This is a genomic window from Vibrio harveyi, from assembly GCF_030060435.1.
Lineage (GTDB): Bacteria > Pseudomonadota > Gammaproteobacteria > Enterobacterales > Vibrionaceae > Vibrio > Vibrio harveyi.
Genome location: NZ_CP125875.1, coordinates 2,176,370 through 2,198,516 on the forward strand (window position 1 = coordinate 2,176,370; position 22,147 = coordinate 2,198,516).

At 46.9% G+C, this 22,147-nt stretch carries 22 protein-coding genes and 1 tRNA gene; 10 read left to right on the plus strand and 13 right to left on the minus strand.

The window, feature by feature from the left end; translation table 11 throughout:
* Window positions 1–3 precede the first annotated feature (3 nt).
* Genes QMY49_RS10325 through QMY49_RS10340 form a run of 4 tightly spaced genes read left to right on the plus strand, consistent with a single transcriptional unit; the run spans window position 4 to window position 3,590 of the window.
* Window positions 4–1,191: a beta-ketoacyl-[acyl-carrier-protein] synthase family protein gene (locus tag QMY49_RS10325; RefSeq protein WP_017818966.1), complete on the plus strand. Its 1,188-nt coding sequence runs from the start codon at window positions 4–6 to the stop codon at window positions 1,189–1,191.
* The gene (locus QMY49_RS10330) at window positions 1,184–1,648 is read left to right on the plus strand and encodes a hotdog family protein (protein WP_017188383.1); all 465 of its coding nucleotides are present in this window, start codon (window positions 1,184–1,186) and stop codon (window positions 1,646–1,648) included. The genes QMY49_RS10325 and QMY49_RS10330 overlap by 8 nt, the downstream gene beginning before the upstream one ends.
* Window positions 1,645–2,370 (plus strand): 3-oxoacyl-ACP reductase FabG, encoded by a 726-nt coding sequence (gene fabG, locus QMY49_RS10335; RefSeq protein WP_029788652.1) that lies wholly within the window; start codon window positions 1,645–1,647, stop codon window positions 2,368–2,370. The genes QMY49_RS10330 and fabG overlap by 4 nt, the downstream gene beginning before the upstream one ends.
* Window positions 2,367–3,590, plus strand: coding sequence for a beta-ketoacyl-ACP synthase (locus QMY49_RS10340; protein WP_283311359.1), 1,224 nt, complete (start codon window positions 2,367–2,369; stop codon window positions 3,588–3,590). Before fabG ends, QMY49_RS10340 begins: the two co-directional genes overlap by 4 nt.
* Window positions 3,591–3,644: 54 nt before the next feature.
* On the opposite strand, the gene QMY49_RS10345 is transcribed toward QMY49_RS10340, so the two are convergent.
* Together QMY49_RS10345 and QMY49_RS10350 are read right to left on the minus strand one after the other, a co-directional pair.
* Window positions 3,645–4,241: a hypothetical protein gene (locus QMY49_RS10345; RefSeq protein ID WP_047513060.1), complete on the minus strand. Its 597-nt coding sequence runs from the start codon at window positions 4,239–4,241 to the stop codon at window positions 3,645–3,647.
* A gap of 112 nt (window positions 4,242–4,353) precedes the next feature.
* Window positions 4,354–4,430 (minus strand) — tRNA-Arg (locus QMY49_RS10350).
* A gap of 203 nt (window positions 4,431–4,633) precedes the next feature.
* Here QMY49_RS10350 and folD point away from each other — a divergent pair.
* The 3 genes from folD to QMY49_RS10365 all read left to right on the plus strand — a co-directional run bounded on the left by folD (window position 4,634) and on the right by QMY49_RS10365 (window position 8,419).
* Complete coding sequence (gene folD, locus QMY49_RS10355; protein ID WP_005446463.1) at window positions 4,634–5,494, plus strand: bifunctional methylenetetrahydrofolate dehydrogenase/methenyltetrahydrofolate cyclohydrolase FolD; 861 nt, start codon at window positions 4,634–4,636, stop codon at window positions 5,492–5,494.
* Between the two features lie 196 nt (window positions 5,495–5,690).
* Window positions 5,691–7,016, plus strand: coding sequence for a phospholipase D-like domain-containing protein (locus QMY49_RS10360; RefSeq protein ID WP_283311360.1), 1,326 nt, complete (start codon window positions 5,691–5,693; stop codon window positions 7,014–7,016).
* A 389-nt stretch (window positions 7,017–7,405) separates the two neighbouring features.
* A complete protein-coding gene (locus tag QMY49_RS10365) occupies window positions 7,406–8,419 on the plus strand; it encodes a DNA cytosine methyltransferase (protein WP_005446460.1) in 1,014 nt (337 codons plus the stop codon).
* 106 nt (window positions 8,420–8,525) lie between these two features.
* Here the strand turns inward: QMY49_RS10365 and QMY49_RS10370 are convergent, their stop codons facing one another.
* The 4 genes from QMY49_RS10370 to QMY49_RS10385 all read right to left on the minus strand — a co-directional run bounded on the left by QMY49_RS10370 (window position 8,526) and on the right by QMY49_RS10385 (window position 12,279).
* On the minus strand, window positions 8,526–9,725 hold the full coding sequence (locus QMY49_RS10370; RefSeq protein ID WP_005446458.1) for a NupC/NupG family nucleoside CNT transporter: 1,200 nt from the start codon (window positions 9,723–9,725) through the stop codon (window positions 8,526–8,528).
* A 236-nt stretch (window positions 9,726–9,961) separates the two neighbouring features.
* The gene (locus QMY49_RS10375) at window positions 9,962–10,906 is read right to left on the minus strand and encodes a LysR family transcriptional regulator (protein ID WP_005446456.1); all 945 of its coding nucleotides are present in this window, start codon (window positions 10,904–10,906) and stop codon (window positions 9,962–9,964) included.
* Between the two features lie 71 nt (window positions 10,907–10,977).
* Window positions 10,978–11,949, minus strand: a complete 972-nt coding sequence (locus tag QMY49_RS10380; protein WP_283311363.1) for a lytic murein transglycosylase — start codon at window positions 11,947–11,949, stop codon at window positions 10,978–10,980.
* 48 nt (window positions 11,950–11,997) lie between these two features.
* The gene (locus QMY49_RS10385) at window positions 11,998–12,279 is read right to left on the minus strand and encodes a YcgL domain-containing protein (RefSeq protein ID WP_005430875.1); all 282 of its coding nucleotides are present in this window, start codon (window positions 12,277–12,279) and stop codon (window positions 11,998–12,000) included.
* Between the two features lie 197 nt (window positions 12,280–12,476).
* Between QMY49_RS10385 and minC the strand changes: the two genes are divergently transcribed.
* Genes minC through minE form a run of 3 tightly spaced genes read left to right on the plus strand, consistent with a single transcriptional unit; the run spans window position 12,477 to window position 14,235 of the window.
* The gene (minC, locus tag QMY49_RS10390; RefSeq protein WP_005446451.1) at window positions 12,477–13,139 is read left to right on the plus strand and encodes a septum site-determining protein MinC; all 663 of its coding nucleotides are present in this window, start codon (window positions 12,477–12,479) and stop codon (window positions 13,137–13,139) included.
* A gap of 17 nt (window positions 13,140–13,156) precedes the next feature.
* A complete protein-coding gene (gene minD / locus QMY49_RS10395; RefSeq protein ID WP_005446449.1) occupies window positions 13,157–13,969 on the plus strand; it encodes a septum site-determining protein MinD in 813 nt (270 codons plus the stop codon).
* A 2-nt stretch (window positions 13,970–13,971) separates the two neighbouring features.
* Window positions 13,972–14,235, plus strand: coding sequence for a cell division topological specificity factor MinE (minE, locus tag QMY49_RS10400; protein WP_005437690.1), 264 nt, complete (start codon window positions 13,972–13,974; stop codon window positions 14,233–14,235).
* Window positions 14,236–14,583: 348 nt separating this feature from the next.
* On the opposite strand, the gene rnd is transcribed toward minE, so the two are convergent.
* The 7 genes from rnd to yoaA all read right to left on the minus strand — a co-directional run bounded on the left by rnd (window position 14,584) and on the right by yoaA (window position 22,070).
* Window positions 14,584–15,702, minus strand: a complete 1,119-nt coding sequence (rnd, locus tag QMY49_RS10405; protein WP_005446447.1) for a ribonuclease D — start codon at window positions 15,700–15,702, stop codon at window positions 14,584–14,586.
* Between the two features lie 87 nt (window positions 15,703–15,789).
* A complete protein-coding gene (fadD, locus tag QMY49_RS10410) occupies window positions 15,790–17,481 on the minus strand; it encodes a long-chain-fatty-acid--CoA ligase FadD (protein WP_005446443.1) in 1,692 nt (563 codons plus the stop codon).
* 106 nt (window positions 17,482–17,587) lie between these two features.
* Window positions 17,588–18,442 (minus strand): alpha/beta fold hydrolase, encoded by an 855-nt coding sequence (locus QMY49_RS10415; protein WP_114321161.1) that lies wholly within the window; start codon window positions 18,440–18,442, stop codon window positions 17,588–17,590.
* Window positions 18,443–18,448: 6 nt separating this feature from the next.
* On the minus strand, window positions 18,449–19,006 hold the full coding sequence (locus QMY49_RS10420; RefSeq protein WP_009698574.1) for a Slp family lipoprotein: 558 nt from the start codon (window positions 19,004–19,006) through the stop codon (window positions 18,449–18,451).
* A 25-nt stretch (window positions 19,007–19,031) separates the two neighbouring features.
* The gene (locus QMY49_RS10425; protein WP_283311376.1) at window positions 19,032–19,337 is read right to left on the minus strand and encodes a chromosome partitioning protein ParA; all 306 of its coding nucleotides are present in this window, start codon (window positions 19,335–19,337) and stop codon (window positions 19,032–19,034) included.
* A gap of 60 nt (window positions 19,338–19,397) precedes the next feature.
* Window positions 19,398–20,099, minus strand: coding sequence for a tRNA (adenosine(37)-N6)-threonylcarbamoyltransferase complex dimerization subunit type 1 TsaB (gene tsaB, locus QMY49_RS10430; protein WP_283311378.1), 702 nt, complete (start codon window positions 20,097–20,099; stop codon window positions 19,398–19,400).
* A gap of 45 nt (window positions 20,100–20,144) precedes the next feature.
* Window positions 20,145–22,070 carry a DNA repair helicase YoaA gene (gene yoaA, locus QMY49_RS10435; protein WP_283311381.1) on the minus strand — a complete coding sequence of 642 codons (1,926 nt, stop codon included), beginning with the start codon at window positions 22,068–22,070 and terminating at the stop codon, window positions 20,145–20,147.
* Window positions 22,071–22,147 lie beyond the last annotated feature (77 nt).

Genomic DNA, 22,147 nt, shown 5'->3' on the forward strand with positions numbered 1-22,147 from the left:
ACTATGTCTACTCGCTCTCCTCAACCTTTGTATATTCAGGCCTGCGGCTTTCATTCCGCGATGGGTAACGATGATGCAAGCATTCATCAATGTCTATCGGGTTCTAAGCCATCGAACATGGTCATGGATAAAACCATTCTGAATAACGATCGAGAAACCGTTATTGGACGCGTCTTAGAACCATTACCAACGCTTCCGCAGGCGTTGCATTCGTTTGACTCTAGAAACAACCGACTCGCACTCTCTGCCATTTTGCAGATCGAACCCAAAGTCCGCGAAGCCATTAGCCAATATGGCTCAGACCGCATTGCCGTAGTGATCGGGACCAGCACCTCCGGCATTGCAGATGGTGAAATTGCCTTTGCAGAAAAGCTCTCAGATGGTGCGTTCCCAGACGATTACCATTACCGTAAGCAAGAGCTTGGTCATTGCAGTGACTTTGTCGCCGCGTATTTTGGACTGACAGGTCCTCATTACGCTGTATCGACAGCTTGCTCTTCCAGTGGACGCGTATTTATCACCGCTCAACGTCTTTTAAAATCGGGGCTAGTCGATGCCGTGATTGTTGGTGGTGTCGACACCATATGTCGCCTGACCTTAAATGGCTTTAGTGGTCTAGAAGCCCTGTCAGACAAACACTGCTTACCATTCGATGCAGATCGTTCGGGTATTAATATCGGAGAAGCCGCGTCCATCATGCTATTGAGCCACACGCCCGCCAAAGTGGCGTTGTTAGGCGCAGGAGACAGCTCTGACGCACACCATATCTCTGCACCACACCCAGAGGGACTCGGTGCAGAAGAGGCCATGAACAAAGCCCTTTCAAACGCTGGCTTAACGGCTGAAGATATTGGTTACATCAATGCGCATGGAACCGCGACCCCATTGAACGATTCGATGGAAAGCAAAGCCATTTTCCGCTGCTTTGGCGATGCTGTATCAGTGAGCTCAACCAAACCGTTAACCGGTCATACTCTAGGTGCCGCCAGCGCAACTGAAGCGGCAATCGCATGGCATATTTTGAATTACGATCTCGATCTCCCCGTCCAGCATTGCGCAAACAAAGCGGAAGATATCGAAATCTCCCTCGTTGAAGCACCATCAAAACTTGGTGGAAAAGCGATTTTAAGCAACTCTTTTGCTTTCGGCGGTAATAACGTTAGTCTTATTTTTGGTTACGCTCATGACTAAACTTCCCCCAATTGAACAACTGCTTCCGCACGATAGACCAATGATCTTGGTTGATCGTGCTATCGATATTCAACAAGACACCATCCATTGTCAGGTTGATATTGGCGAGCATAACCCTTTTTTCAACCGTGATACTCAAACGGTTCCGGCGTATGTCGGCATAGAGTTTATGGCACAGTCTGTTGCCGCTTGGTCTGGCTACCATGCCCTTATTCAAGGACAGGAGCCACCTATTGGGTTCTTATTAGGCAGTCGACGTTACACCTCTGAGTGCGATGCCTTTACTCAAGGTCAACAGCTCGACGTATATGCCGAGAAAATGATGGAAGACAATGGCATGGCGGTGTTTTCTGCTCGCATGGAGTGGCAAGAAAAAACCATCGCTACCTGTCAGTTGAACGTATACGTTCCATCAGAAGAAAAATTAAAAGAAATGAAAATCAGGAGTCAACAATGACCCGACAAGTCCTCGTAACTGGTGCCAGTAAAGGCATTGGTAAAGCCATCGCCGTTCAACTTGCCAAAGACGGTTTCCACGTCGTCGTGCATTACATGGGCGATCAACAAGGCGCACAAAACACTTTAGAGACCATTGAACAACATGGTGGCTCGGGTCGTCTGATCCAGTTTGATATCAGCAACCGCGAAGAATGCCGTACTAAACTAGAAGCCGACATCGCAGAGCATGGTGCTTACTACGGTGTCGTCAACAATGCTGGCATCACTCGCGACACTGCTTTCCCAGCTATGACGGAAGAAGAATGGGATGGCGTGATTCATACCAACCTAGATAGTTTCTACAACGTACTGCACCCTTGCGTAATGCCAATGGTACAAAAACGCAAAGGCGGTCGTATTGTGACTCTCGCGTCGGTGTCTGGTCTGATGGGCAACCGCGGTCAAACCAACTACAGCGCGGCAAAAGCTGGCGTGATTGGCGCAACAAAATCTCTCGCGCTTGAACTCGCAAAACGTAAGATCACCGTGAACTGTGTGGCACCAGGTCTTATTGATACTGGCATGGTGGATGAGCACGTAAAAGAGCACGCGATGCCGCAAATCCCTCTTCGTCGCATGGGTGAACCAGAGGAAGTGGCTGGTCTGGTAAGCTACTTGATGTCTGATATCGCAGGTTACGTTACCCGCCAAGTTATCTCAGTAAATGGAGGCTTAGTATGAGTCGTCGAGTCGTTGTGACAGGTATGTCCGGTGTTACCGCCTTTGGTAACGATTGGTCAGCAGTAGAGCCTAAACTGCGCGACTGCCAGAACGCCACTCAATACATGCCTTCTTATGAGCAATATGATGGTTTGAACACCAAGCTTGCTGCACCTGTAACTGACTTCGAACTACCGAAGCATTACAAACGCAAACAAGTCCGCGGTATGGGTCGTGTCTCTAAGCTTGCGACTGTCGCAACAGAAAACGCGCTAAGCCAAGCTGGTCTGATTGGCAATGATGTTCTCACTAACGGTCAAACCGGTATCGCTTACGGCTCATCTACAGGCAGTACCGATGCCATTGGCGCATTTGGTGTAATGCTAAATGACAAAACCACCAAAGCGATTACCGCGACAACTTACGTACAAATGATGCCACACACGACTGCGGTTAACGTTGGTCTGTTCTTTGGCTTAAAAGGTCGCGTGATCCCAACCAGTAGCGCATGTACTTCTGGCAGCCAAGCGATTGGTTACGCCTACGAAGCCATTAAGCACGGTTACCAAACCGTGATGGTTGCAGGTGGCGCTGAAGAGCTTTGCCCAACAGAATCGGCTGTGTTTGATACCCTTTTCGCGACCAGTTTGAAAAACGACGCACCGAAAAGTACCCCAAGACCCTACGATACCGAGCGCGATGGCTTAGTAATTGGCGAAGGCGCAGGTACATTGGTTTTAGAAGAGTACGAACACGCAGTGGCTCGCGGCGCGAAAATCTATGCCGAGATCATTGGTTTTGCAAGCAACTGCGATGCTGCACACGTAACACAACCTCAAATGGAAACCATGCAAATCTGTATGGAGATGGCGCTACAGAACGCAGGCATTTCGGCAGATCAAATCGATTATGTATCGGCGCACGGTACGGCGACTGACCGCGGCGACATTGCAGAAAGCAACGCCACGGCAAATGCACTCGGTAAAGTGCCAATCAGCTCATTGAAGAGCTACTTTGGTCATACCCTAGGTGCTTGTGGTGCTATCGAGGCGTGGCTAAGCCTAGAGATGATGCACGGAGGTTGGTTTAGCCCGACCCTTAACCTAGAGAACCTAGACCCACAGTGTGGCGACCTAGATTACATCTCAGGACAAGGTCGCGAGCTCAATGTTGAATACCTAATGAGCAATAACTTTGCGTTTGGCGGTATCAACACCTCAATCATCTTTAAAAAGATCTAAACCCCTTTAAACAAAAAGCGCTAGCTTCTTCTTATTAGCTAGCGCTTTTTTGTTCTATTCGTAAGCTACAGAGCGGTGCTTACAGCGATAAACATCTGCTGAAACTGACGTTGGATTTTGTCCATCAGTTTCTATCACCTTCACCACGTGATATCGGTTACCACCCGCCATATAAACTTGGTTTGCAAGTTCCTCAAATAAGGAACCTTTTTGTTGCTCAGACACAACTTGGTTACCGATGACTTTACACTCATTGTTTTCCACCTCTGCAAATGAGATTGGCTGCACCTCATTGGCACCAGGCAATAGCATGGTCTTGGTTGCTTTAGCCACACTTACGCTCGGTGCCGATGGACAATGATACAACTCAGCAACCACACTGGAAGGACGACCACGACTGGTATCGAGCACGGTAGCAATGTGATAACGGTTACCTCCCGATGCGTATGTTTGATTCTTCAACATACGGTCAACGTTGTTAGGATGGATATCTTCAATCGTGTAAGAGTCCACCATCTGACAATTAAGATTTTTAATTGCTACGTCAGTAATCGGAGAAATATTGACGGCTTGTGGAAGCACACGAACTTTACGCGTGACACATCCACTTAAAATAGAAAGCACAACTGCGGTTAGAATTATTTTTTTCATGATTTACTAAATGGAATAGAAGAGAACCAAATTCTATGAAATGAGTCATTTTGGACAATCCAAAACGACAAAACCCCGACAACTCAGAGAGTTATCGGGGCTTTTGAATAAATGGCACGCCCTATAGGATTCGAACCTATGACCACATCCTTAGAAGGGACGTGCTCTATCCAGCTGAGCTAAGGGCGCGCTACAGGGACAGGATTATACGAGTTCAAGCGCTTAAATCAACGAGTTTTCATAACATTCTGATCTGAATGCCTAAAAAAAGGGCACCAAAAGGCTAAATGTTCAAAAACACCACAAAGCAAACGTTTGCGTATGGATGTTAAATAGATTTTCTGCGACAATGCGCCGCAAATAATTTGCCTTCTCAATTTAAAAGGAAAGTCATGACTGCTCAAAATATAGATGGAACTCTTATTTCCCAAACTGTTCGATCCGAAGTTGCAGCACGTGTGAAAGCTCGTATTGAAGCTGGTCTTCGCGCTCCTGGTCTTGCAGTTGTTCTAGTTGGTGAAGATCCAGCTTCTCAAGTATACGTTGGCAGTAAGCGCCGTGCGTGTGAGGAAGTTGGCTTTGTCTCTAAGTCTTTTGACCTTCCTGCGACAACGTCGGAAGAAGAATTGCTGGCTCTAATTGATGAGTTGAACAACGACGCAGAAATCGACGGTATTCTTGTGCAGTTGCCTCTTCCTGCTGGCATCGATGCAACGCACGTTCTTGAGCGCATTCACCCAGAGAAAGACGTGGATGGCTTCCACCCTTACAACGTGGGTCGTCTAGCGCAGCGCATTCCTAAGCTTCGTTCTTGTACACCAAAAGGCATTATTACGCTTCTTGACCGTTACAACATAGAACTACGTGGCAAACACGCAGTTGTGGTTGGTGCATCAAACATTGTTGGTCGCCCAATGACTCTTGAGCTGCTTCTTGCTGGCTGCACAACAACGACTTGTCACCGCTTTACCAAAGACCTAGAAGGTCACGTTCGCCAAGCAGACCTTGTTGTAGTTGCGGTTGGTAAGCCGAACTTCATTCCTGGAGAGTGGATTAAGAAAGGCGCGGTTGTGGTTGATGTGGGTATCAACCGTCTTGAGTCAGGCAAACTAGTGGGTGACGTGGAATACGATAAAGCGCGTGAAAACGCGAGCTTCATTACCCCTGTACCAGGTGGTGTTGGTCCGATGACAGTGGCAAGCCTAATTGAGAACACAATGCTGGCATGCGAACAGTTCCACACCAAAAAGTAAGTGCGCCCCCCGATGAAAAAAGGCTCCAGCGGAGCCTTTTTTATTGGCTGTAACTCTAACCCCAGCCGTTAATAACAATATGACTCAATAGAGAGTGAGTATTTTTTGAACCACTTCTAAGTTCATTCAAACACAGCCAATACACAATTTAGTCGCGGTATAGTGGCTTTCATTTGTTTCTGTACAGCTAAATACCATGCGAGAAAGAATACTGTTTGATGGTCCATCACCAAAACAAAACCTACCGGATTATGAGTTTTACGCGGAAGGTGGAAGCCCCAAATTTACTGATTTCATTTGCGATTTTATCGACCAACAGAAAGAGCAGATCGAAGAGATCAATCTCGCGTTGTATTTATGCAATAACAAATTGATGCTGGAAAGTATGATTGGATCAGCGTTGAAGGCTGGAATTACATTGAATATCTTCTCTATTCCTTTAGAGGGCTACGATAAAACTCCGGCGCAATCTCCCACTTTCGCACCCAAGCTAAGCAAAAACAAAGCACTACAAAGTAAACAGGAAAAACCGTTCTCCAAAAAGGACATCGCCCAATATTTATATGGCAGATTTGCCAAGTCTGAGAATCCAAAAATCAACTTGTACATCTGTGATCATATGTATGTCCGATCGAAGTATGTTAAGCCCTTCTCTCGAGGAAGAATGCCCTACTCTCTCCATATCAAACACCTATTTATTAAGTTCAAATCGGGGTCTAGTCACTCCATGGTCACGTCTTCAAATATGGCTGTCAGGGACTTAATTAAGCATGAGTTATTGGTTCATACGGAAAATTCAGAACACGATCATCAAAGGTGTCAGGTGTTTTTTGACCACTTAAAAATCAATAGCGCAAATATCAAACATTACGAGGAAAAACGAGGGTATAGCTATCAAGAGAAGACACAAGAGAGATTGTCTTCCCCCTCATGGGATCAAGGCATCTACTTTACCGCTCACTTTTTAAATGAATCCAATACCATTGTGCAGGATAAAATTTATACCCTGATTCGCAATGCGAGAAAAAGGGTCATTCTGTGTGCACAGCACATTAATGATCAGAACTTAATACCTAACCATCCCGATGTCGAATTGCGCGTCATTTCCCAAACCTATACGGATGAACACAAAATTAAAAAATCAGGTAAACACTACGTTTGCATCAACCAGCAGTTAGTGGAAACGCGGATGCCTTCTAATACCACGAACTTTCTCCAGATGGTCAACTTCCTCAAACAAAGACCAAACACGGCGTATTACTTCAATACCTCTTTGCACGCTAAATTTATCGTCGTCGATGACACAATCATTATCTCCACGGGTAACCTGACAGAGACTCAATTTATTTACCGTTATGTTGCATCAATGAATCTCGTCAACATGCCTGATACAACCTACGAAGGGACACATTCCGAGGTGAATGCCTACTATTTGAGTCGCAACAATCCAAAACTTGCCGATGAGCTTGTCACTTATTTTGAAGTATTAACTCAATGCCCTCTCACCCATCGCGCTTTCTGAGTCTAGCTTCTACTATACCCAAGTGACTTCAAGATGCAGGATTCAGAGCGTTGTCATTGATTCGAGAGTAAGGAAAACAACGCAGTGTAATAGCCAGCTCTTTCCAAGTTGTTTGACGCAGCAATCGGGTCAATGACACGCTCCCAAAGGGCGAGCTGCCTTGGCTTGTATACTTTGTTGCCGATTCTTGATTTAGAATGACTAGATCTTTAAATCGCCGCCGCGTCTACAAACCAAGTCATTCTCGCTGAACCTAGCATCTCGAGGTTACTTGGGTATAAGTGCAGCCATACATTCAACTTATTGAAATAACGTGAGAAAAAATCACTGGCCTTATGTACAGTAAGTTGGTACAATACGCCCATTATTTAGACGACATATATCAGAGCATGACACAACGAATCGTTTCTTTTTTTGCTGGGGCTGGTGGCTTAGACCTAGGGTTCGAACAAGCTGGGTTCAATGTAACTTGGGCTAACGAATACGATAAAGATATTTGGGCGACATACGAGAAGAACCATCCTCACACTACGTTGGACAGACGTAGTATCACAAACATTGATGCGGATGAAGTGCCTGAATGTGATGGTATTATTGGTGGTCCACCATGCCAAAGCTGGAGTGAAGCGGGTGCACAACGTGGTATCGAAGACAAGCGTGGTCAGCTGTTCTTCGATTTTATCCGTATCCTAGAAGCGAAAAAGCCCAAGTTCTTCTTGGCTGAAAACGTAAGTGGTATGCAGCACACACGCCATGCAAACGCGCTCAACAACATCAAGCAGATGTTTAAAGATGCTGGTTATGATTTGTATTACCAGATGATGAACGCGGTTGACTACGGTGCTGCGCAAGACAGAAAGCGCGTTATCTTTATTGGCTTCAGAAGTGACTTAAACATCAAGTACACCTTCCCAGAACCAATGGAAAAAACAGAACGTCGCACCTTGAAGCACGTGATTGCAGACCTTGATGGAACGGCAGTGCCTGCATTAGACAAGCAGAAGCCAAACCCAGATGTGAAAGTGCTAAACCACGAGTACATGATTGGCGGTTTCTCTACGATGTTTATGTCTCGAAACCGAGTGAGAACTTGGGATGAGCCTTCTTTTACCATTCAGGCTGGCGGTCGCCATGCACCGATTCACCCAGGCGCGCCAAAAATGGAAAAAGTAGAGACAGACAAGTTTAAGTTTGTGGAAGGTCACGAAGACAAATATCGCCGTCTGAGTGTGCGTGAGTGTGCACGAATTCAGGGCTTTCCGAATGACTTTGAGTTCGTTTACAACAATGTTGCGGCGGGCTACAAGATGATTGGTAATGCTGTTGCTGTCCCTTTTGCAAAAGCATTGGCTTTAAGCATTCAAGAGCACCTAGCTCAAGCAAAAGATCTTAAAGCCGCTTAACGAAAAAAGTATCCCTAAATGCCTTTAGGGATACTCATTTCTTCTCTTTCTATTACTTCAATTGGAAGAAGATCCCCACTTAAGGGAACCTTCCATCGCCTTTCAATTAAAGACTCAAAATCACGCCAGCGATTGATGCGCTCATCAGGTTGGCCATTACGCCTGCTGCGATTGCGCGGAAGCCGTATTTCGAGATGAATGAACGCTTCTCTGGTACGAGTGAGCCTAGACCACCAATCAGCATTGCCATGGTTGAGATGTTTGCGAAACCACACAGTGCGAAGGTTACGATAGCTTGTGAGTGTGCGCTTAGCTGAGACTTCACTTCCATCAGTTGGATGAAGGCTACGAACTCGTTTACCACAATCTTGTTACCGATCAGTGAGCCAGCCACAATAGCTTCATTCCAAGGAATACCTAGCAACCATGCGATTGGTGCGAATAGGTAGCCAAGTACTAGCTCGAAGCTCAGTTCCATACCGAATAGACCGCCGAACCAGCCTAGAATGCCGTTTAGCATCGCGATAACGCTCACGAACGCCAATAGGGTTGCACCTACCGCCACTGCGATGCGTAAACCAGACATTGCGCCGTCTGCCATTGCTTCAACCACATTGGTTGCACGTGGCATTTCTACTTGGTCTAGGTCGATATCTGGTGTTGTGGTGTCTGTCTCTGGCATCATGATTTTTGCCATCAGAAGACCTGCAGGCGCTGACATGAATGCTGCCGCGATTAGGAAGTTAAGATCCACACCCAGTGATGCGTAACCTACTAGCGTGCCACCAGCAACCGATGCCAAACCACCAGTCATTACTGCGAAAAACTGAGAATCACTCATGTGCTTCAGGTATGGCTTTACTACAAGCGGCGCTTCAATCATACCAACGAAGATGTTCGCTGTTGCAGATAACGATTCTGCACGACCTGTACCTAGCAAACGCTGAAGACCACCACCGATTAGGTTGATCACTTTTGGCATTAGACCGATGTGGTACAAACCAGAAATCAGTGCCGAGAAGAAGATGATGATACCAAGTACGTTAATCGCGAAGGTAAAGCCGTTGGTCGCAAGACCGCCGAATAGGAACGCGATGCCCTCTTGACCGTAGTTGATTAGGTTAGAAACCGCGCCAGTTACTGCGTTAAGCGCTTCTTTACCCGCTGGTACGTAAAGTACCAATAGCGCGAAGATTACTTGCAGAGCAAAAGCCAAAGACACCGTTCGTAGACGAATGTTCTTACGGTTAGTCGAAAGCAGCCATGCTACGAATAGGATGGCTACGATACCAAGAATTGAGTTCATAAAATGAATCCGACAAAAGGGGGAACAGGAAAGGCGTCGGATTGTATAGAGCGTAAAAAAAGCTGCAAGTTCGGGATGTTAACAGGCTGAGAATCTCGCCTGCTCACTCTTTAACCAGCAAAATAACTCTTTGAATTAAATAAAGATAAACGTTTGCCTAAAGTTATTATTTCCAAATGGAAAAGATGTTTCTGGATTTGGAAAAATTTTGTGATTCAAATCACTTTATGTATTCCCTACTTCGGAATCGAAATATACGGTGCTAATCGCTGATCCCAATGGCAAGGCGATCCGATCTTTTGTTTGATGAACTCGATCACTGCTGAGATCTTTTTCGGCATATGTTGACGGCTTGGGTACACCGCATAAAACGGCATGGATTGGCTGGCTCTCCAGTCTGGTAACAGCTGAATCAGTTTGCCTGAGCGGAATTCATCCCCCAGCAAATAAGTGGCTAAGTAAGCAATCCCCCACCCTGCGATTGCGGCATCACGCACCGCTTCTGCTAAATCGACCGAGTAGTTGCCAGAGACTTTCACGTTGAGCTCTTGCTCGCGATTGGTGAACGCCCAACTGGTGTAGTCACGCTCCCAACTGCGGTAAATAAGGCAGTTGTGCTGCGACAAGTCATTCGGTTCGGTTGGCGTATCGAATTTGAGTAAGTAATCCGGCGATGCCGCAACCACAAATTGGCAATCCGCCAAACGCTGAGCAATGTAGCCTTCTGGCAAATGTTCATTATTGGTGATCCACAGATCCAAGCCTTCTTCGAGCATATCGACTTTGTAATCGAACAAATGCACTTCGACTTGCAGTTGCGGGTATTTCTCACGAAGTTCTTGAATGGCAGGGATGATGTGCAACGTGCCAAAAGACTGCGACAAACCGAGACGAACCAAACCGGCGACTTCATCGCGTTGGCTTTCCATCTCTAACGTGGCACTGCTAACGGCTTGCACCACTTGTTCACAATGGTGATAGAAGGTTTGCCCCGCTTCGGTTGGTGTGAAGCTGCGCGTGGTGCGTTGCACGAGCTTGATACCCAGTGACGCTTCCAACTGGCTGAGCTGTTTACTGACGTGAGAAACAGACACACCTAAGCTCTTTGCCGCAGCGGTAAAGTTTTTATGTTTGATCAACGCCGAGAAGATCACCATTTGTGCAGCACGTTCAGATAACACGCAAACCTCGTTTCAAATAGAGAAAACAAAGGGCTCCGAAGAGCCCCTTTTTATTCGTTTATACATTCAATCTAGAATGTGATGCGGTCAGCTAAATGACTTACCGCCAGTGCGAAGTAGTAAGAGCGGTTCCACTTCATCAACACATTGTAGTTGTTGTACACCAGGTAAGTACGACCGTTCTCATCGTCTGGCATGATCAACCATGCTTCGATGTCTTCGTCGAGCTTAGGAAGTGGGCTGCCATCGTATTTGGTGATGCCAAGCTTGCTCCACTCTTGCAGATACTTACCTTTTTCCGCTTCGCGACCTTGCAGGTTGTGGTCAATGCCGTGTGGCACTTTAACCTGACGACCCCAAGTGAACTTATCATCCCAGCCAGATTTGCTTAGGTAGTTCGCAGTAGAAGCAAACACGTCAGCTTCTGATTGCCAGATATCCTTCTTGCCGTCGCCGTTACCATCCGCGGCAAAGCGTAGGAATGAGCTTGGCATAAACTGACATTGACCCATTGCACCAGCCCAAGAACCTTTGAAGTTCTCTAGCTCGATATGACCTTCATCTAGGATTTGTAGTGCCGCCATGGTTTCTTTACGGAAGAACTCTTCACGGCGGCCCTCAAACGCCATGGTCGACAACGCGTCGATCACGCGGAAGTTACCAGTGAACTTACCGAAGTTACTTTCCACGCCCCAAAGTGCAACGATAAATCGCGGCTGCACGCCAAACTCATCACCAATGCGTTTTAGCTCAGCGTAGTGTTCTTTGTACAGTTGCTTCGCTTGTTTTACCTTCCACTCAGGTACCGCGCGCGGAATGTATTCATCTAACGTCAGTTTCTTCTCAGGTTGGTTACGGTCGGCTTTGACTGCTCGTGGTTTGTATTCCACATCAGCAAAAGCGGCACTGATCACCTGTTCGGAAATGCCTTTATCACGCGCTTCTGCACGCAATTTATTTAGGTATTCATCAAAGCCATCGCTGCTTGCAAAGGCTGAAGTGCACATACCAACGCTGAGCATTACTGCCAGTATCTTTTTCATATCGCCCTCCTTGAGCGAGGCAGAATTCCCAGATGAAAAGCGGTGACGTTATTCGCCTTTCTGCTGGGCTTTTTGTTCTTTGTATTTTTCTAGTAGGTTTTCCGGCGGAGGCGGAACCTGTAGGAAGAAACCATCATTGATTAGTGACGTTTTCACTTTCTCGACATCAACTTGTGCCAAAGTACGACCATCAAGCTTGATTGTCATCACCGGCATAGGCTTACCGAACATCTGCATTAACGTGTCAGGAACCTGTGAGAAATCATCCTTTTTCGGAATATAGAGATAAGTGCCTTCTTTTCTGGAGCTTTTATAAATAGAACAAAGCATGACGAGCCTTTTGTGCTGATTTACCCGCTTTGAGTGCGGATTTTGTTGAAAACGTAAAATTCTCGCAAACTTGATAGCAAATTTGAGATTAATTCACTTATTTGCCCGCTTGAGAACTTGCTGCGCTAAAGGATGAAATATAACATGACAGACCTAGTTTAAGGCAACGCTCTTTCAATAAAGGCAAGAAGTCCACGATGACCCATTCACCTGACCTTAAAGGTAGCAGTTTTACATTGTCAGTTTTACACCTTTCTGACAACGAGATCGCTAAGACTGTCGAATTTTTGCAAGAAAAGGTTTCTCAAGCACCCTCTTTCTTCGCATCCGCACCTCTGGTTATCAATATAGCAAAAGTAGAAGGCGACATTGATTTCACCACACTTAAACAAGGCATCGCCGATGCAGGGTTTATTCCGGTTGGTGTGACTGGCTGTAAAGATAAGCGCGTTCAAAACCTTGCCTCAGAAGCGGGCTTCGCCATCATGTCTGCGAGCAAATCTCCAACTCAAGCACCAGCGAAAATGGCGCCGACCAAAATCGTTCGTACGCCTGTGCGTTCTGGTCAGCAGATTTACGCCAAAGACGGTGACTTGGTTGTACTAGCACACGTAAGCGCTGGTGCAGAAGTGATTGCTGATGGCTCTATCCACATTCATGGCACTCTACGCGGACGCGCCATTGCAGGGGCGAGTGGTCAACAAGAAGCACGAATTATTTGTCACGATTTACAAGCTGAACTGGTTTCCATTGCAGGAGATTACTGGTTGAGCGATCAAATTGAGAGTGAGTATTGGCAAAAGAAAGTAATGATCAGTAAAGCCGAAGAATCATTACATCTAGAAACACTCACGATTTAGTCTAAAAAGGAAATAAAATGGCACGCATTATTGTAGTAACGTCTGGTAAAGGTGGCGTTGGTAAAACCACTTCAAGCGCAGCCATCGCCTCTGGTCTGGCTCTTAAGGGCAAAAAGACTGCGGTGATCGATTTTGATATCGGCTTGCGTAACCTCGATCTTATCATGGGCTGTGAACGCCGCGTGGTGTATGACTTTGTTAACGTCATCAACGGTGAAGCAACGCTTAACCAAGCGATGATTAAAGACAAGCGCACAGATAACCTATTCATTCTTCCAGCTTCTCAAACACGTGATAAAGACGCGCTAACCAAAGATGGCGTGCAACGTGTGTTCACTGAGTTGGATGAAATGGGCTTCGACTTCATCATCTGTGACTCTCCAGCAGGTATCGAGCAAGGTGCTCTGATGGCACTGTACTACGCAGATGAAGCGATTGTAACGACGAACCCAGAAGTCTCTTCGGTACGTGACTCTGACCGCATCCTAGGTATTTTGGATTCTAAGTCTCTACGTGCTGAGCAAGGTCTTGAGCCTGTTAAGCAGCACCTATTGCTGACGCGTTACAACCCATCTCGCGTAACACAAGGTGAGATGCTGAGCGTTGAAGACGTAGAAGAGATCCTACACATTTCTCTACTGGGCGTGATTCCAGAAAGCCAAGCCGTTCTAAACGCATCCAACAAAGGTGTGCCAGTGATCTTTGACGAGAACACAGACGCAGGCATGGCTTACTCTGATACGGTAGACCGCCTACTGGGCAACCAGGTTGAATTTCGTTTCCTTACCGAGGAGAAGAAAGGAATCTTTAAACGACTATTCGGAGGCTAGAGATGTCACTATTAGAATTTTTCCGCCCGCAAAAGAAAACTTCAGCGAATCTAGCCAAAGAGCGTTTGCAGATCATCGTTGCTGAGCGTCGTAGCCAGAACGATCCTGCGCCTTCTTACTTGCCTCAATTGAAAGAGGACATCTTGAAGGTGATCAGCAAATACGTTGCGATTGATCCAAACATGGTGGATTTGACGTTTGAGCACAAGGACGATGATATTTCGGTTCTTGAGCTAAACGTGAAGTTGCCAGAAGACGAGAAGTAATTACTTTTCGACTTTGCTTGAGAGTCTTCCTCTTCGTCATTCTGGACAGCGAGGTACGAGCGCGATTCAGAATCTATTACCAGAGTACTCGGCTTGGTGAAAGAAGGTTTTGGCTTTAAAGCGGGCTGTCAGTAGATTCCTAGTCTCACTTAAGCTTTTGGCTTTCACCCAGCTTCGCTGGAATGACTCAAGACCCCTTCGTCATTCTGAACAGCGAGGCACGAGCGTGATTCAGAATCTACGACTAGCGTGCTCGGGTTGTTGAAAATAGGTTTTGGCTTCAAAGCCAATTACAAATGCGTGTTACAAAAAAGGTTGGCGATAGTGCCAACCTTTTTTATTTGGTACTTACTTCAGCACCTTATTCATCTTCTCGCCGAGTAATTCAAGACGCCAGCCTTGCATCACATCCGGTAGACGCGCTGGGTCCCGGTCTTTCTTCCATACCCAACTGATGATTTGGTTGATCTGCTTTTTAGACGCCAAGAACTCGGTCGCCAAGCCTGATTTTTGCGATGCTACCTTCACCACATCTTTCATGTTCTTGAAGATTTGCTTGTAGCCTGGGTAATCCATCAAACGCTCGATTTTAGCTGGGTAATCATCGGCAGGTGTTTGCTTTGCACTTTTCACGATAGCCGCAATTCGTGCGCCGTGGCGGTTAATCGCACGAATGTCGATGCCTTCCGCTTCCATCTTCTTAAAGCCAGTCAAACCAAGGCGAGCCACTGTCAGCAAATCACCTTCTTTGAAGATAAAGTTCAGTGCTAGGTCACGCTTAATCGCTTCGCGGTAGCGCCAAGTCGCCAAAGGCTTAAGAATCGCTAGTTCAGCCGGTCTTAGTTGCCATGCACCTTTGATATCTAGGTAGACGGTTTCTTCATTTAAGTTACGAATACGCTTTGATACAAGCAGGTCACTCTCTTGCTGAACCGCTTCCCACCAGCCTGCTTCGTTCACTTTATCTAATAGCTTCTCGTAAAGAGGCATTAGATAGTGTACGTCGGCCGCGGCGTAATCAAGCTGCTTTTGAGTAAGTGGGCGCGCCATCCAATCAGTGCGAGATTCGCTCTTGTCTAGCTCCACGCCTAGGTATTCTTCCACCAGCGTAGCAAAGCCCGTCGACAGACCGTGACCCAAAAATGCTGCCATCAACTGAGTATCCACCATTGGGAATGGTGTGCAGCCAAAGGCATTTTGGAAGACTTCTAAATCTTCACCACACGCGTGCAGTACTTTTAGCACTGAGGTGTCTTTTAGCAACTCGACGAACGACGTCATGTCAGTCAGTTCGGTCGGGTCGATAAGGGAAAGTTGTTTGCCATCGAAAAGCTGAATCAAACCTAGTTGCGGATAGTAAGTCCTGATTCGCACGAATTCGGTATCCAGCATAACTACGTCGGCTTCTCTTGCTAGAGCGCAGACTTCTTCTAGGTCTTTGTTTTTCGTAATGATCTGATAGTTCACATGCTTCTCGCTATAAAAAAATGCCAGCAAAACGCTGGCATTCTAACACTATTTGGCAATAAATGATTGTTGCACAAAGAAATCCGCTTATGCGCTCTTCTTCGCTAGCTCTGCATCGTTCTCTTCACGCAGTACGCGACGAAGGATCTTACCTACGTTGGTCTTAGGTAGATCTTCACGGAACTCAACCAACTTCGGCACTTTGTAGCCAGTTAGGTGTTGGCGACAGTGTGCAATCACTTCGTCTTTGGTTAGGCTCGGATCGCGTTTTACAACGTAGATCTTCACCAACTCACCAGACACTTCGTGAGGCTGACCGATTGCTGCGACTTCTAACACTTTACCGTGTAGAGCAACCACGTCTTCGATTTCGTTCGGGTAAACGTTAAAGCCAGACACAAGAATCATGTCTTTCTTACGATCAACAATGTGTAGGAAACCTTCATCATCAAACTTAACGATGTCACCCGTCGATAGCCAACCGTCTTCGTTGATCACTTCTTTAGTCGCTTCTGGACGCTGCCAGTAACCTTGCATCACTTGAGGACCGCGAACTTGAAGCTCACCAGTCTCAGTATTTGCTAGTGCGTTACCTTCTTCATCAACAATACGTACTTCAGTTGATGGCACAGGCAGACCGATAGAACCGTTGTATTCCACTAGGTCGTGCGGGTAAGCCGCCACCAATGGAGAACATTCTGTTAGACCGTAACCTTCTAGTAGGTAACAGCCTGTGGTCTTTTGCCATTTCTCAGCGACGGCACGTTGCACTGCCATACCACCACCTACTGCTAGGCGAAGGTTTCTGAAATCTAGCTCATGGAAGTCTTCGTTGTTCACTAGTGCATTAAACAGCGTGTTTACGCCAGTAATCGCAGTGAACTGGTATTTTTGCAGCTCTTTCACAAAGCCCGGAATATCACGCGGGTTAGTGATAAGCAGGTTGTTACCACCCATCTCAACGAACAGTAGACAGTTCACCGTCAGCGCGAATACGTGGTAAAGCGGCAGCGCCGTAACAACAAGCTCGCGACCCGGAGACAATACAGGACCATAAGCACCTTTCGCCTGCATTACGTTAGCGATCATGTTGCGGTGCGTCAGGATTGCGCCTTTCGCTACGCCCGTTGTACCACCAGTGTACTGTAGGAATGCGATATCATCGCCAGACATAAATGGTTTCACGTACTGAAGACGACGACCTTTGTGCAGCGCTTTACGCATTGAGATTGCACCCGGTAGATCGTACTTAGGCACCATGCCCTTCACGTACTTAACCACGAAGTCGACAAGCGTACCTTTCGCACGTGGCAACATTTGACCAAGGCTGGTCAGAACCACGTGTTTCACTGGCGTGTTTTCTACGATTTGCTCTAGTGTGTTCGCGAAATTAGAAACGATAACGATCGCTGTTGCGCCAGCATCGTTTAGCTGGTGCTCAAGCTCACGAGGAGTGTAAAGTGGGTTCACGTTCACAGCGATACAGCCTGCACGCAAAATACCAAATAGCGCGACAGGGTATTGAAGCAGGTTTGGCATCATAAGAGCAACGCGGTCGCCCTTCTTCAGCTTAAGTTCGTTTTGTAGGTATGCGGCGAATGCGCGGCTACGCTCTTCCAATTTGCGGAAGGTCATGACCGAGCCCATGTTCATGAATGCCGGCTGGTCTGCGTATTTTTGAACAGACTGCTCGAACATTTCTACCAAAGACTCATATTGCTCTGGATTAATGGTTTCAGGTACGTCACTTGGATAACGTGAAAGCCATGGTTTATCCACGATGTTACTCCTCGTTTATAACTGGCTAAAAAATAGCGTCCTTTTTATTTTGAGCACTATTACAGCACAGCAAACGTGCTTGAGCACGTAACTCTCAAACACTTGTTTAAATTTTGTTAACTACACCAAGAATTCGCTTTGCGACCTCGAGTATTTGCTCTAAATGGCAATGATGCCCACCCGCGACAGAAACCACGTTCGGTGGATTTTCGCCCCAATCGACTTGGTTAGACTGTAAATGTTGAAATCCTTTGTCACCCAATATGATCAGGTGTGGACAGCGTATTTGGCTGGTGATCGAGTTCGCGTGGTCCTGTGCCATGCGATAAAGAGAATCGCACTTTAATTTGGCATCGTGTCGCCAAAACCATTGGTTCTCGCGACATTCAGTCCCGCGCTCTACGATTGGCATCAACTGCTCGGCGGTCAGGTGATTCGCTTGCATGCGTAGCTTTAACGCCAGATCGAAAGAAGCGATAGCTCGCTCCGGTTTGTTGCGTTGACGTTGCCGGCTAAGGACACCATCACGCAGTCGTTTTACGCTATTGGAAGGTTGTTCTGCGAGTGGACCCGCTCCTTCAATTTGCACTAACGCTTCGACCTGTTCAGGAAAGGCAGCACTATAGCAACTTGCGATTAAAGCGCCTAGTGAATGACCTACTAACACCAGTCTGTTTGGCGATAATTCATCCAATAATTGGTGTAAATCAGCAATGTAGTCGTGGAAGGGGTAGTAATTGTCTGAGGATTTATGACTGGATAAGCCATGACCAAATAGGTCAATTGCTAGTAAATGAAGATCAGGGTTGCAGTGATGGATAGCTTGCATCAAGGTTTTGAAGCTGCCTGCGTTATCCATCCACCCATGAAGAAAAACGACTGAACAAGCAGTCGTTTTTTCATTTCCGATCTCTAAGGCTGCCATGCTCCCATTTGGGAGTTCGAAACGGCGCTCATTCATCACAGATTATTTAACCTTCTTGATCACCTTACCGTCTTGCGGGAAATCCGAACGCATCATACGGCAGTTTATGGAGTAACAAGGGTAGTAATAGGTTGGCGTGTCGTACATACGTACTCGCTCTTCAATCTTCCATAAACGGTAGCCATCGCCTTTGATGACAGGGAAGATGTATTGGTGCTCGCCAATTTTGCCTTCTTCTTCGCCCGCACCTTTACCCACCACGGTAATGATTCGACCTTTACTGAAAGCAACTGGCTCTAAGTAACCATCAAAATAAACCGCGAAGCGACCCGTTGGTTCTTGATCGATGTCCGGCTTGCCTGATTTGCTGATTGGCAGATTTACGATCTCCAGGCGCGTTTGGTCTTTCAAGTTATCTACTTTCGCGATAACACCACCAAGACGGACATCATTAGCAGCCTGTCCTTGGTCTTCAGCAAAGGCTTTGTAATCCGTCAAAACCTGCTCGGTGCTTGCATTCAGCTCTTCAGGAAGAGAGCTACAGGCAGAAAGCCCGAATGCTGCGATAATAACCAGAAAAATACGTCCAGAAAGTTTCATAAACCCCCACTATAAATTCGTTGTTTTACACATAGATATCGACACCAAGTAACTGAGCAAGTTCCTCTTTCTTCGCTCGATTCATGACGTCCATATACTGTTCCATTGCTTTGCGAGCATGACCCTCGGGCAAATCATATTGCACTTGAGCGCGATGAATCTGAGACTCATCCACTTGCTTAATGGAATGCGCGACAGCGTTCGCCACCTTAGAAGGTTGACCAACGGGCTGCTTATCTTGAGCTTTCTTTACCTGCCCTTTTTTACCGACTTTATTGGTGCGATTTACACCCGGTATTAACGCAGGAGGTAAACCATTGATAGACGCCATAACGCTCCATAAAAATACAGGGCAAACGCCCTGCACTTTGTCATGTCATTGAAAGTCCGATTATTCGCGACCCGGCAGTTTCTTCCACGTCACATTATCACGCAGATAAACCGGGCTCGATTCTTCTACTGGGACTGTGTTGCCTTTCTTAAGTTCCTGCTCAGCAAGAATCACAATGTCTTGCGAATCAGGGTAAAGAACATCGCCACTGGTGACGTTGAATGGCAGTTTGCCAAGATCTTCTTGGTAAGCATCCCAACCGGTACCCGCTTTAGTCCACGTTTTGTCGTCTGCTTGTGCTTCTTCCGCTAGACGCGCTGGTGGAATAACGCATTCTGCATCCACGCCTGTCCACTCACCGTTTTCTTGGCGAGTGTAACGTGCCCAGTAAACTTCACCCATGCGCGCATCAATCGCAACAGCGGCATTTGTAGCACCGTGTAGGCGGTAGCTTGCTTGTGCCATCGCAGCCAGTGTTGAAACGCCGATCATTGGTAATTCAGCACCAAACGCCAAACCTTGTGCGATACCAATACCGATACGAACGCCAGTAAAGCTGCCCGGACCACGACCAAACGCCAATGCGTCTAGATCTTGTAGAGCCAGACCCGCTTCTTTTAGTACTTCGTCTACCATAGGAAGTACTTTCTTAGTGTGGTCACGAGGAGCCACTTCACTGCGTGAAATCACTCGGTCATTAACCAGTAGCGCAACTGAACAGTTCTCAGTTGCCGTATCGATAGCAAGAATTTTTGCGCTCATGTAACTCTCTACAATTCTTCTTTAATTTATTGATGCCACAGCGCATTAGTCTGCGGCAGGTTGTTCTGTTTTTAGGAATGTTTTGATTCGTTCCAAATCCCGTGTTCTTGGGATTGGCGGTAAACTACCGAGGAAGATGCCACCATAATCACGCGTTACCAAACGGTTGTCGCAAATGATTAAGGCACCATGGTCTTTTTGGTCTCGAATCAAACGTCCTACGCCCTGCTTCAACGTGATAACCGCATCTGGGATTTGCACTTCTGCAAACGGCTCACCACCACGTAATCGACAATCTTCGATTCGGGCTTTGAGTAGCGGATCATCAGGGGCAGTAAACGGTAATTTATCGATGATAACACAGCTCAACGCATCACCTCTAACATCGATCCCTTCCCAGAATGCACCAGTTGCCACCAGCAGCGCATTACCCAGTTCCATAAACTCGGCAAGGGTCTTTTGTTTGCTCATCTCACCTTGCATTAGCACAGGCAGATCCAATACTTCACGGAAGCGTTCACCAAGCTCACGCATCATGCTGTGCGAAGTACACAGAAAGAAACAACGCCCGTCGTTCTCTTCAATCACAGGCGCAAGCATTCGCACCAGTTTGTCGGCTAAGCCAGGGCTGTTTGGTTCTGGTAAATAACGAGGCACACACAAACGTGCTTGCTTCTCGTAATCGAACGGAGATGGCAACGAAAACTGCTGCTTCGGCTTCAATCCAAGACGGTCGGTAAAGTGTTTAAAGTCACCCGATACCGCTAGGGTTGCTGAGGTAAAAATCCACGCACCTTGTTTGATTTCTATTTGCTCATGGAATTTATCCGCCACCGATAGCGGCGTAATGTGCAAAGCAAAGTGACGGGGAGATGTGTCGTACCAGTATGAGTAACCGGTAATATCGACATCACAGACGCGATCAATTCGTCCTTTGATCAGGTTGGCACGCTCAAAGGCAGTATCCAGCAATTGGCTTCGACCTAATGCCAGTTTCAACACATCAATCGCCAGATCTAAGCTGTCGGTTAAACGTACCAATTCACGTTTGATCGATTCCGATTGCAAAGCTTCACGCCAGTTACCACGAAAGCCCGGTTCACCCAACACGATGCGCATATCCATCGCACTTTGCATCAGCTTATCGCCCACTTTTTGCAGTTGGCGCATGTCTTTTGCTTCTGTGCGGTAGGCAATCTCAATGTCTTTGGCGAGCTCTTGGATCTGACGGCTAGAAATCGATTGTCCGAAGTATTCGCTGGCAATATCTGGAAGCTGGTGGGCTTCGTCGAAGATGAACACATCAGCTTCAGGGATCAATTCACCAAAGCCGGTTTCTTTGATCGCAAGGTCTGCAAGGAACAAGTGGTGGTTAACGACAACAATGTCTGAATCCATTGCGCGTTTGCGTGCTTTTAAGACGAAACAATCGGTGTAGCTCGGGCACTCTTTACCCAAACAGTTGTCGTTGGTTGAAGTAATGGTCGGGATAATCATGCTGTCTTCTGGCAGGTCATCACAGTCCCCTAAATCGCCCGTTTTGGTTTCTGACGACCAAGTGCGGACTTTAACCAATTGAGTTAACAATGTTGGATCGGCTTGATTAGTATGACTCTCGACCATTTGTCGGCTTAGACGATCCAAACAAAGGTAGTTGGAGCGACCTTTTAGTAGCGCGACTTGTCCATAAAAGCCCAAAGCACTGATCATCAACGGCAGGTCACGATGATACAACTGCTCTTGCAGGTTCTTCGACCCCGTACTAATGATGACTTTTTTGCCGCTCAAGAGCGCAGGCACAAGGTAAGCGAAGGTCTTACCCGTTCCCGTTCCTGCTTCAACCACCATCTGAGTTTGGTCTTTGATCGCACTGCTGACAGCTTCTGCCATATCGATTTGTGGCTGGCGAGCTTGAAAGCCCGGAATGGCTTTGCCTAACGCGCCCTCAGAGGAGAATGTTTTTGCGATCATGCCTGACATCTGGTTGGAAAAATTGTCGAGAGTATATCAGGAGTTGAGCGTAAACATCAGCCAACAAAAGCACTAGG

Excerpts from the sequence above, each read along its gene's own strand:
- QMY49_RS10325 (WP_017818966.1), top strand. The coding sequence starts at position 4 with ATGTCTACTCGCTCTCCTCAACCTTTGTATATTCAGGCCTGCGGCTTT.
- QMY49_RS10330 (WP_017188383.1), top strand. The coding sequence starts at position 1,184 with ATGACTAAACTTCCCCCAATTGAACAACTGCTTCCGCACGATAGACCA.
- fabG (WP_029788652.1), top strand. The coding sequence starts at position 1,645 with ATGACCCGACAAGTCCTCGTAACTGGTGCCAGTAAAGGCATTGGTAAA.
- QMY49_RS10340 (WP_283311359.1), top strand. The coding sequence starts at position 2,367 with ATGAGTCGTCGAGTCGTTGTGACAGGTATGTCCGGTGTTACCGCCTTT.
- QMY49_RS10345 (WP_047513060.1), bottom strand. The coding sequence starts at position 4,241 with ATGAAAAAAATAATTCTAACCGCAGTTGTGCTTTCTATTTTAAGTGGA.
- folD (WP_005446463.1), top strand. The coding sequence starts at position 4,634 with ATGACTGCTCAAAATATAGATGGAACTCTTATTTCCCAAACTGTTCGA.
- QMY49_RS10360 (WP_283311360.1), top strand. The coding sequence starts at position 5,691 with ATGCGAGAAAGAATACTGTTTGATGGTCCATCACCAAAACAAAACCTA.
- QMY49_RS10365 (WP_005446460.1), top strand. The coding sequence starts at position 7,406 with ATGACACAACGAATCGTTTCTTTTTTTGCTGGGGCTGGTGGCTTAGAC.
- QMY49_RS10370 (WP_005446458.1), bottom strand. The coding sequence starts at position 9,725 with ATGAACTCAATTCTTGGTATCGTAGCCATCCTATTCGTAGCATGGCTG.
- QMY49_RS10380 (WP_283311363.1), bottom strand. The coding sequence starts at position 11,949 with ATGAAAAAGATACTGGCAGTAATGCTCAGCGTTGGTATGTGCACTTCA.
- QMY49_RS10385 (WP_005430875.1), bottom strand. The coding sequence starts at position 12,279 with ATGCTTTGTTCTATTTATAAAAGCTCCAGAAAAGAAGGCACTTATCTC.
- minC (WP_005446451.1), top strand. The coding sequence starts at position 12,477 with ATGACCCATTCACCTGACCTTAAAGGTAGCAGTTTTACATTGTCAGTT.
- minD (WP_005446449.1), top strand. The coding sequence starts at position 13,157 with ATGGCACGCATTATTGTAGTAACGTCTGGTAAAGGTGGCGTTGGTAAA.
- minE (WP_005437690.1), top strand. The coding sequence starts at position 13,972 with ATGTCACTATTAGAATTTTTCCGCCCGCAAAAGAAAACTTCAGCGAAT.
- QMY49_RS10415 (WP_114321161.1), bottom strand. The coding sequence starts at position 18,442 with ATGAATGAGCGCCGTTTCGAACTCCCAAATGGGAGCATGGCAGCCTTA.
- QMY49_RS10420 (WP_009698574.1), bottom strand. The coding sequence starts at position 19,006 with ATGAAACTTTCTGGACGTATTTTTCTGGTTATTATCGCAGCATTCGGG.
- QMY49_RS10425 (WP_283311376.1), bottom strand. The coding sequence starts at position 19,337 with ATGGCGTCTATCAATGGTTTACCTCCTGCGTTAATACCGGGTGTAAAT.
- tsaB (WP_283311378.1), bottom strand. The coding sequence starts at position 20,099 with ATGAGCGCAAAAATTCTTGCTATCGATACGGCAACTGAGAACTGTTCA.
- yoaA (WP_283311381.1), bottom strand. The coding sequence starts at position 22,070 with ATGATCGCAAAAACATTCTCCTCTGAGGGCGCGTTAGGCAAAGCCATT.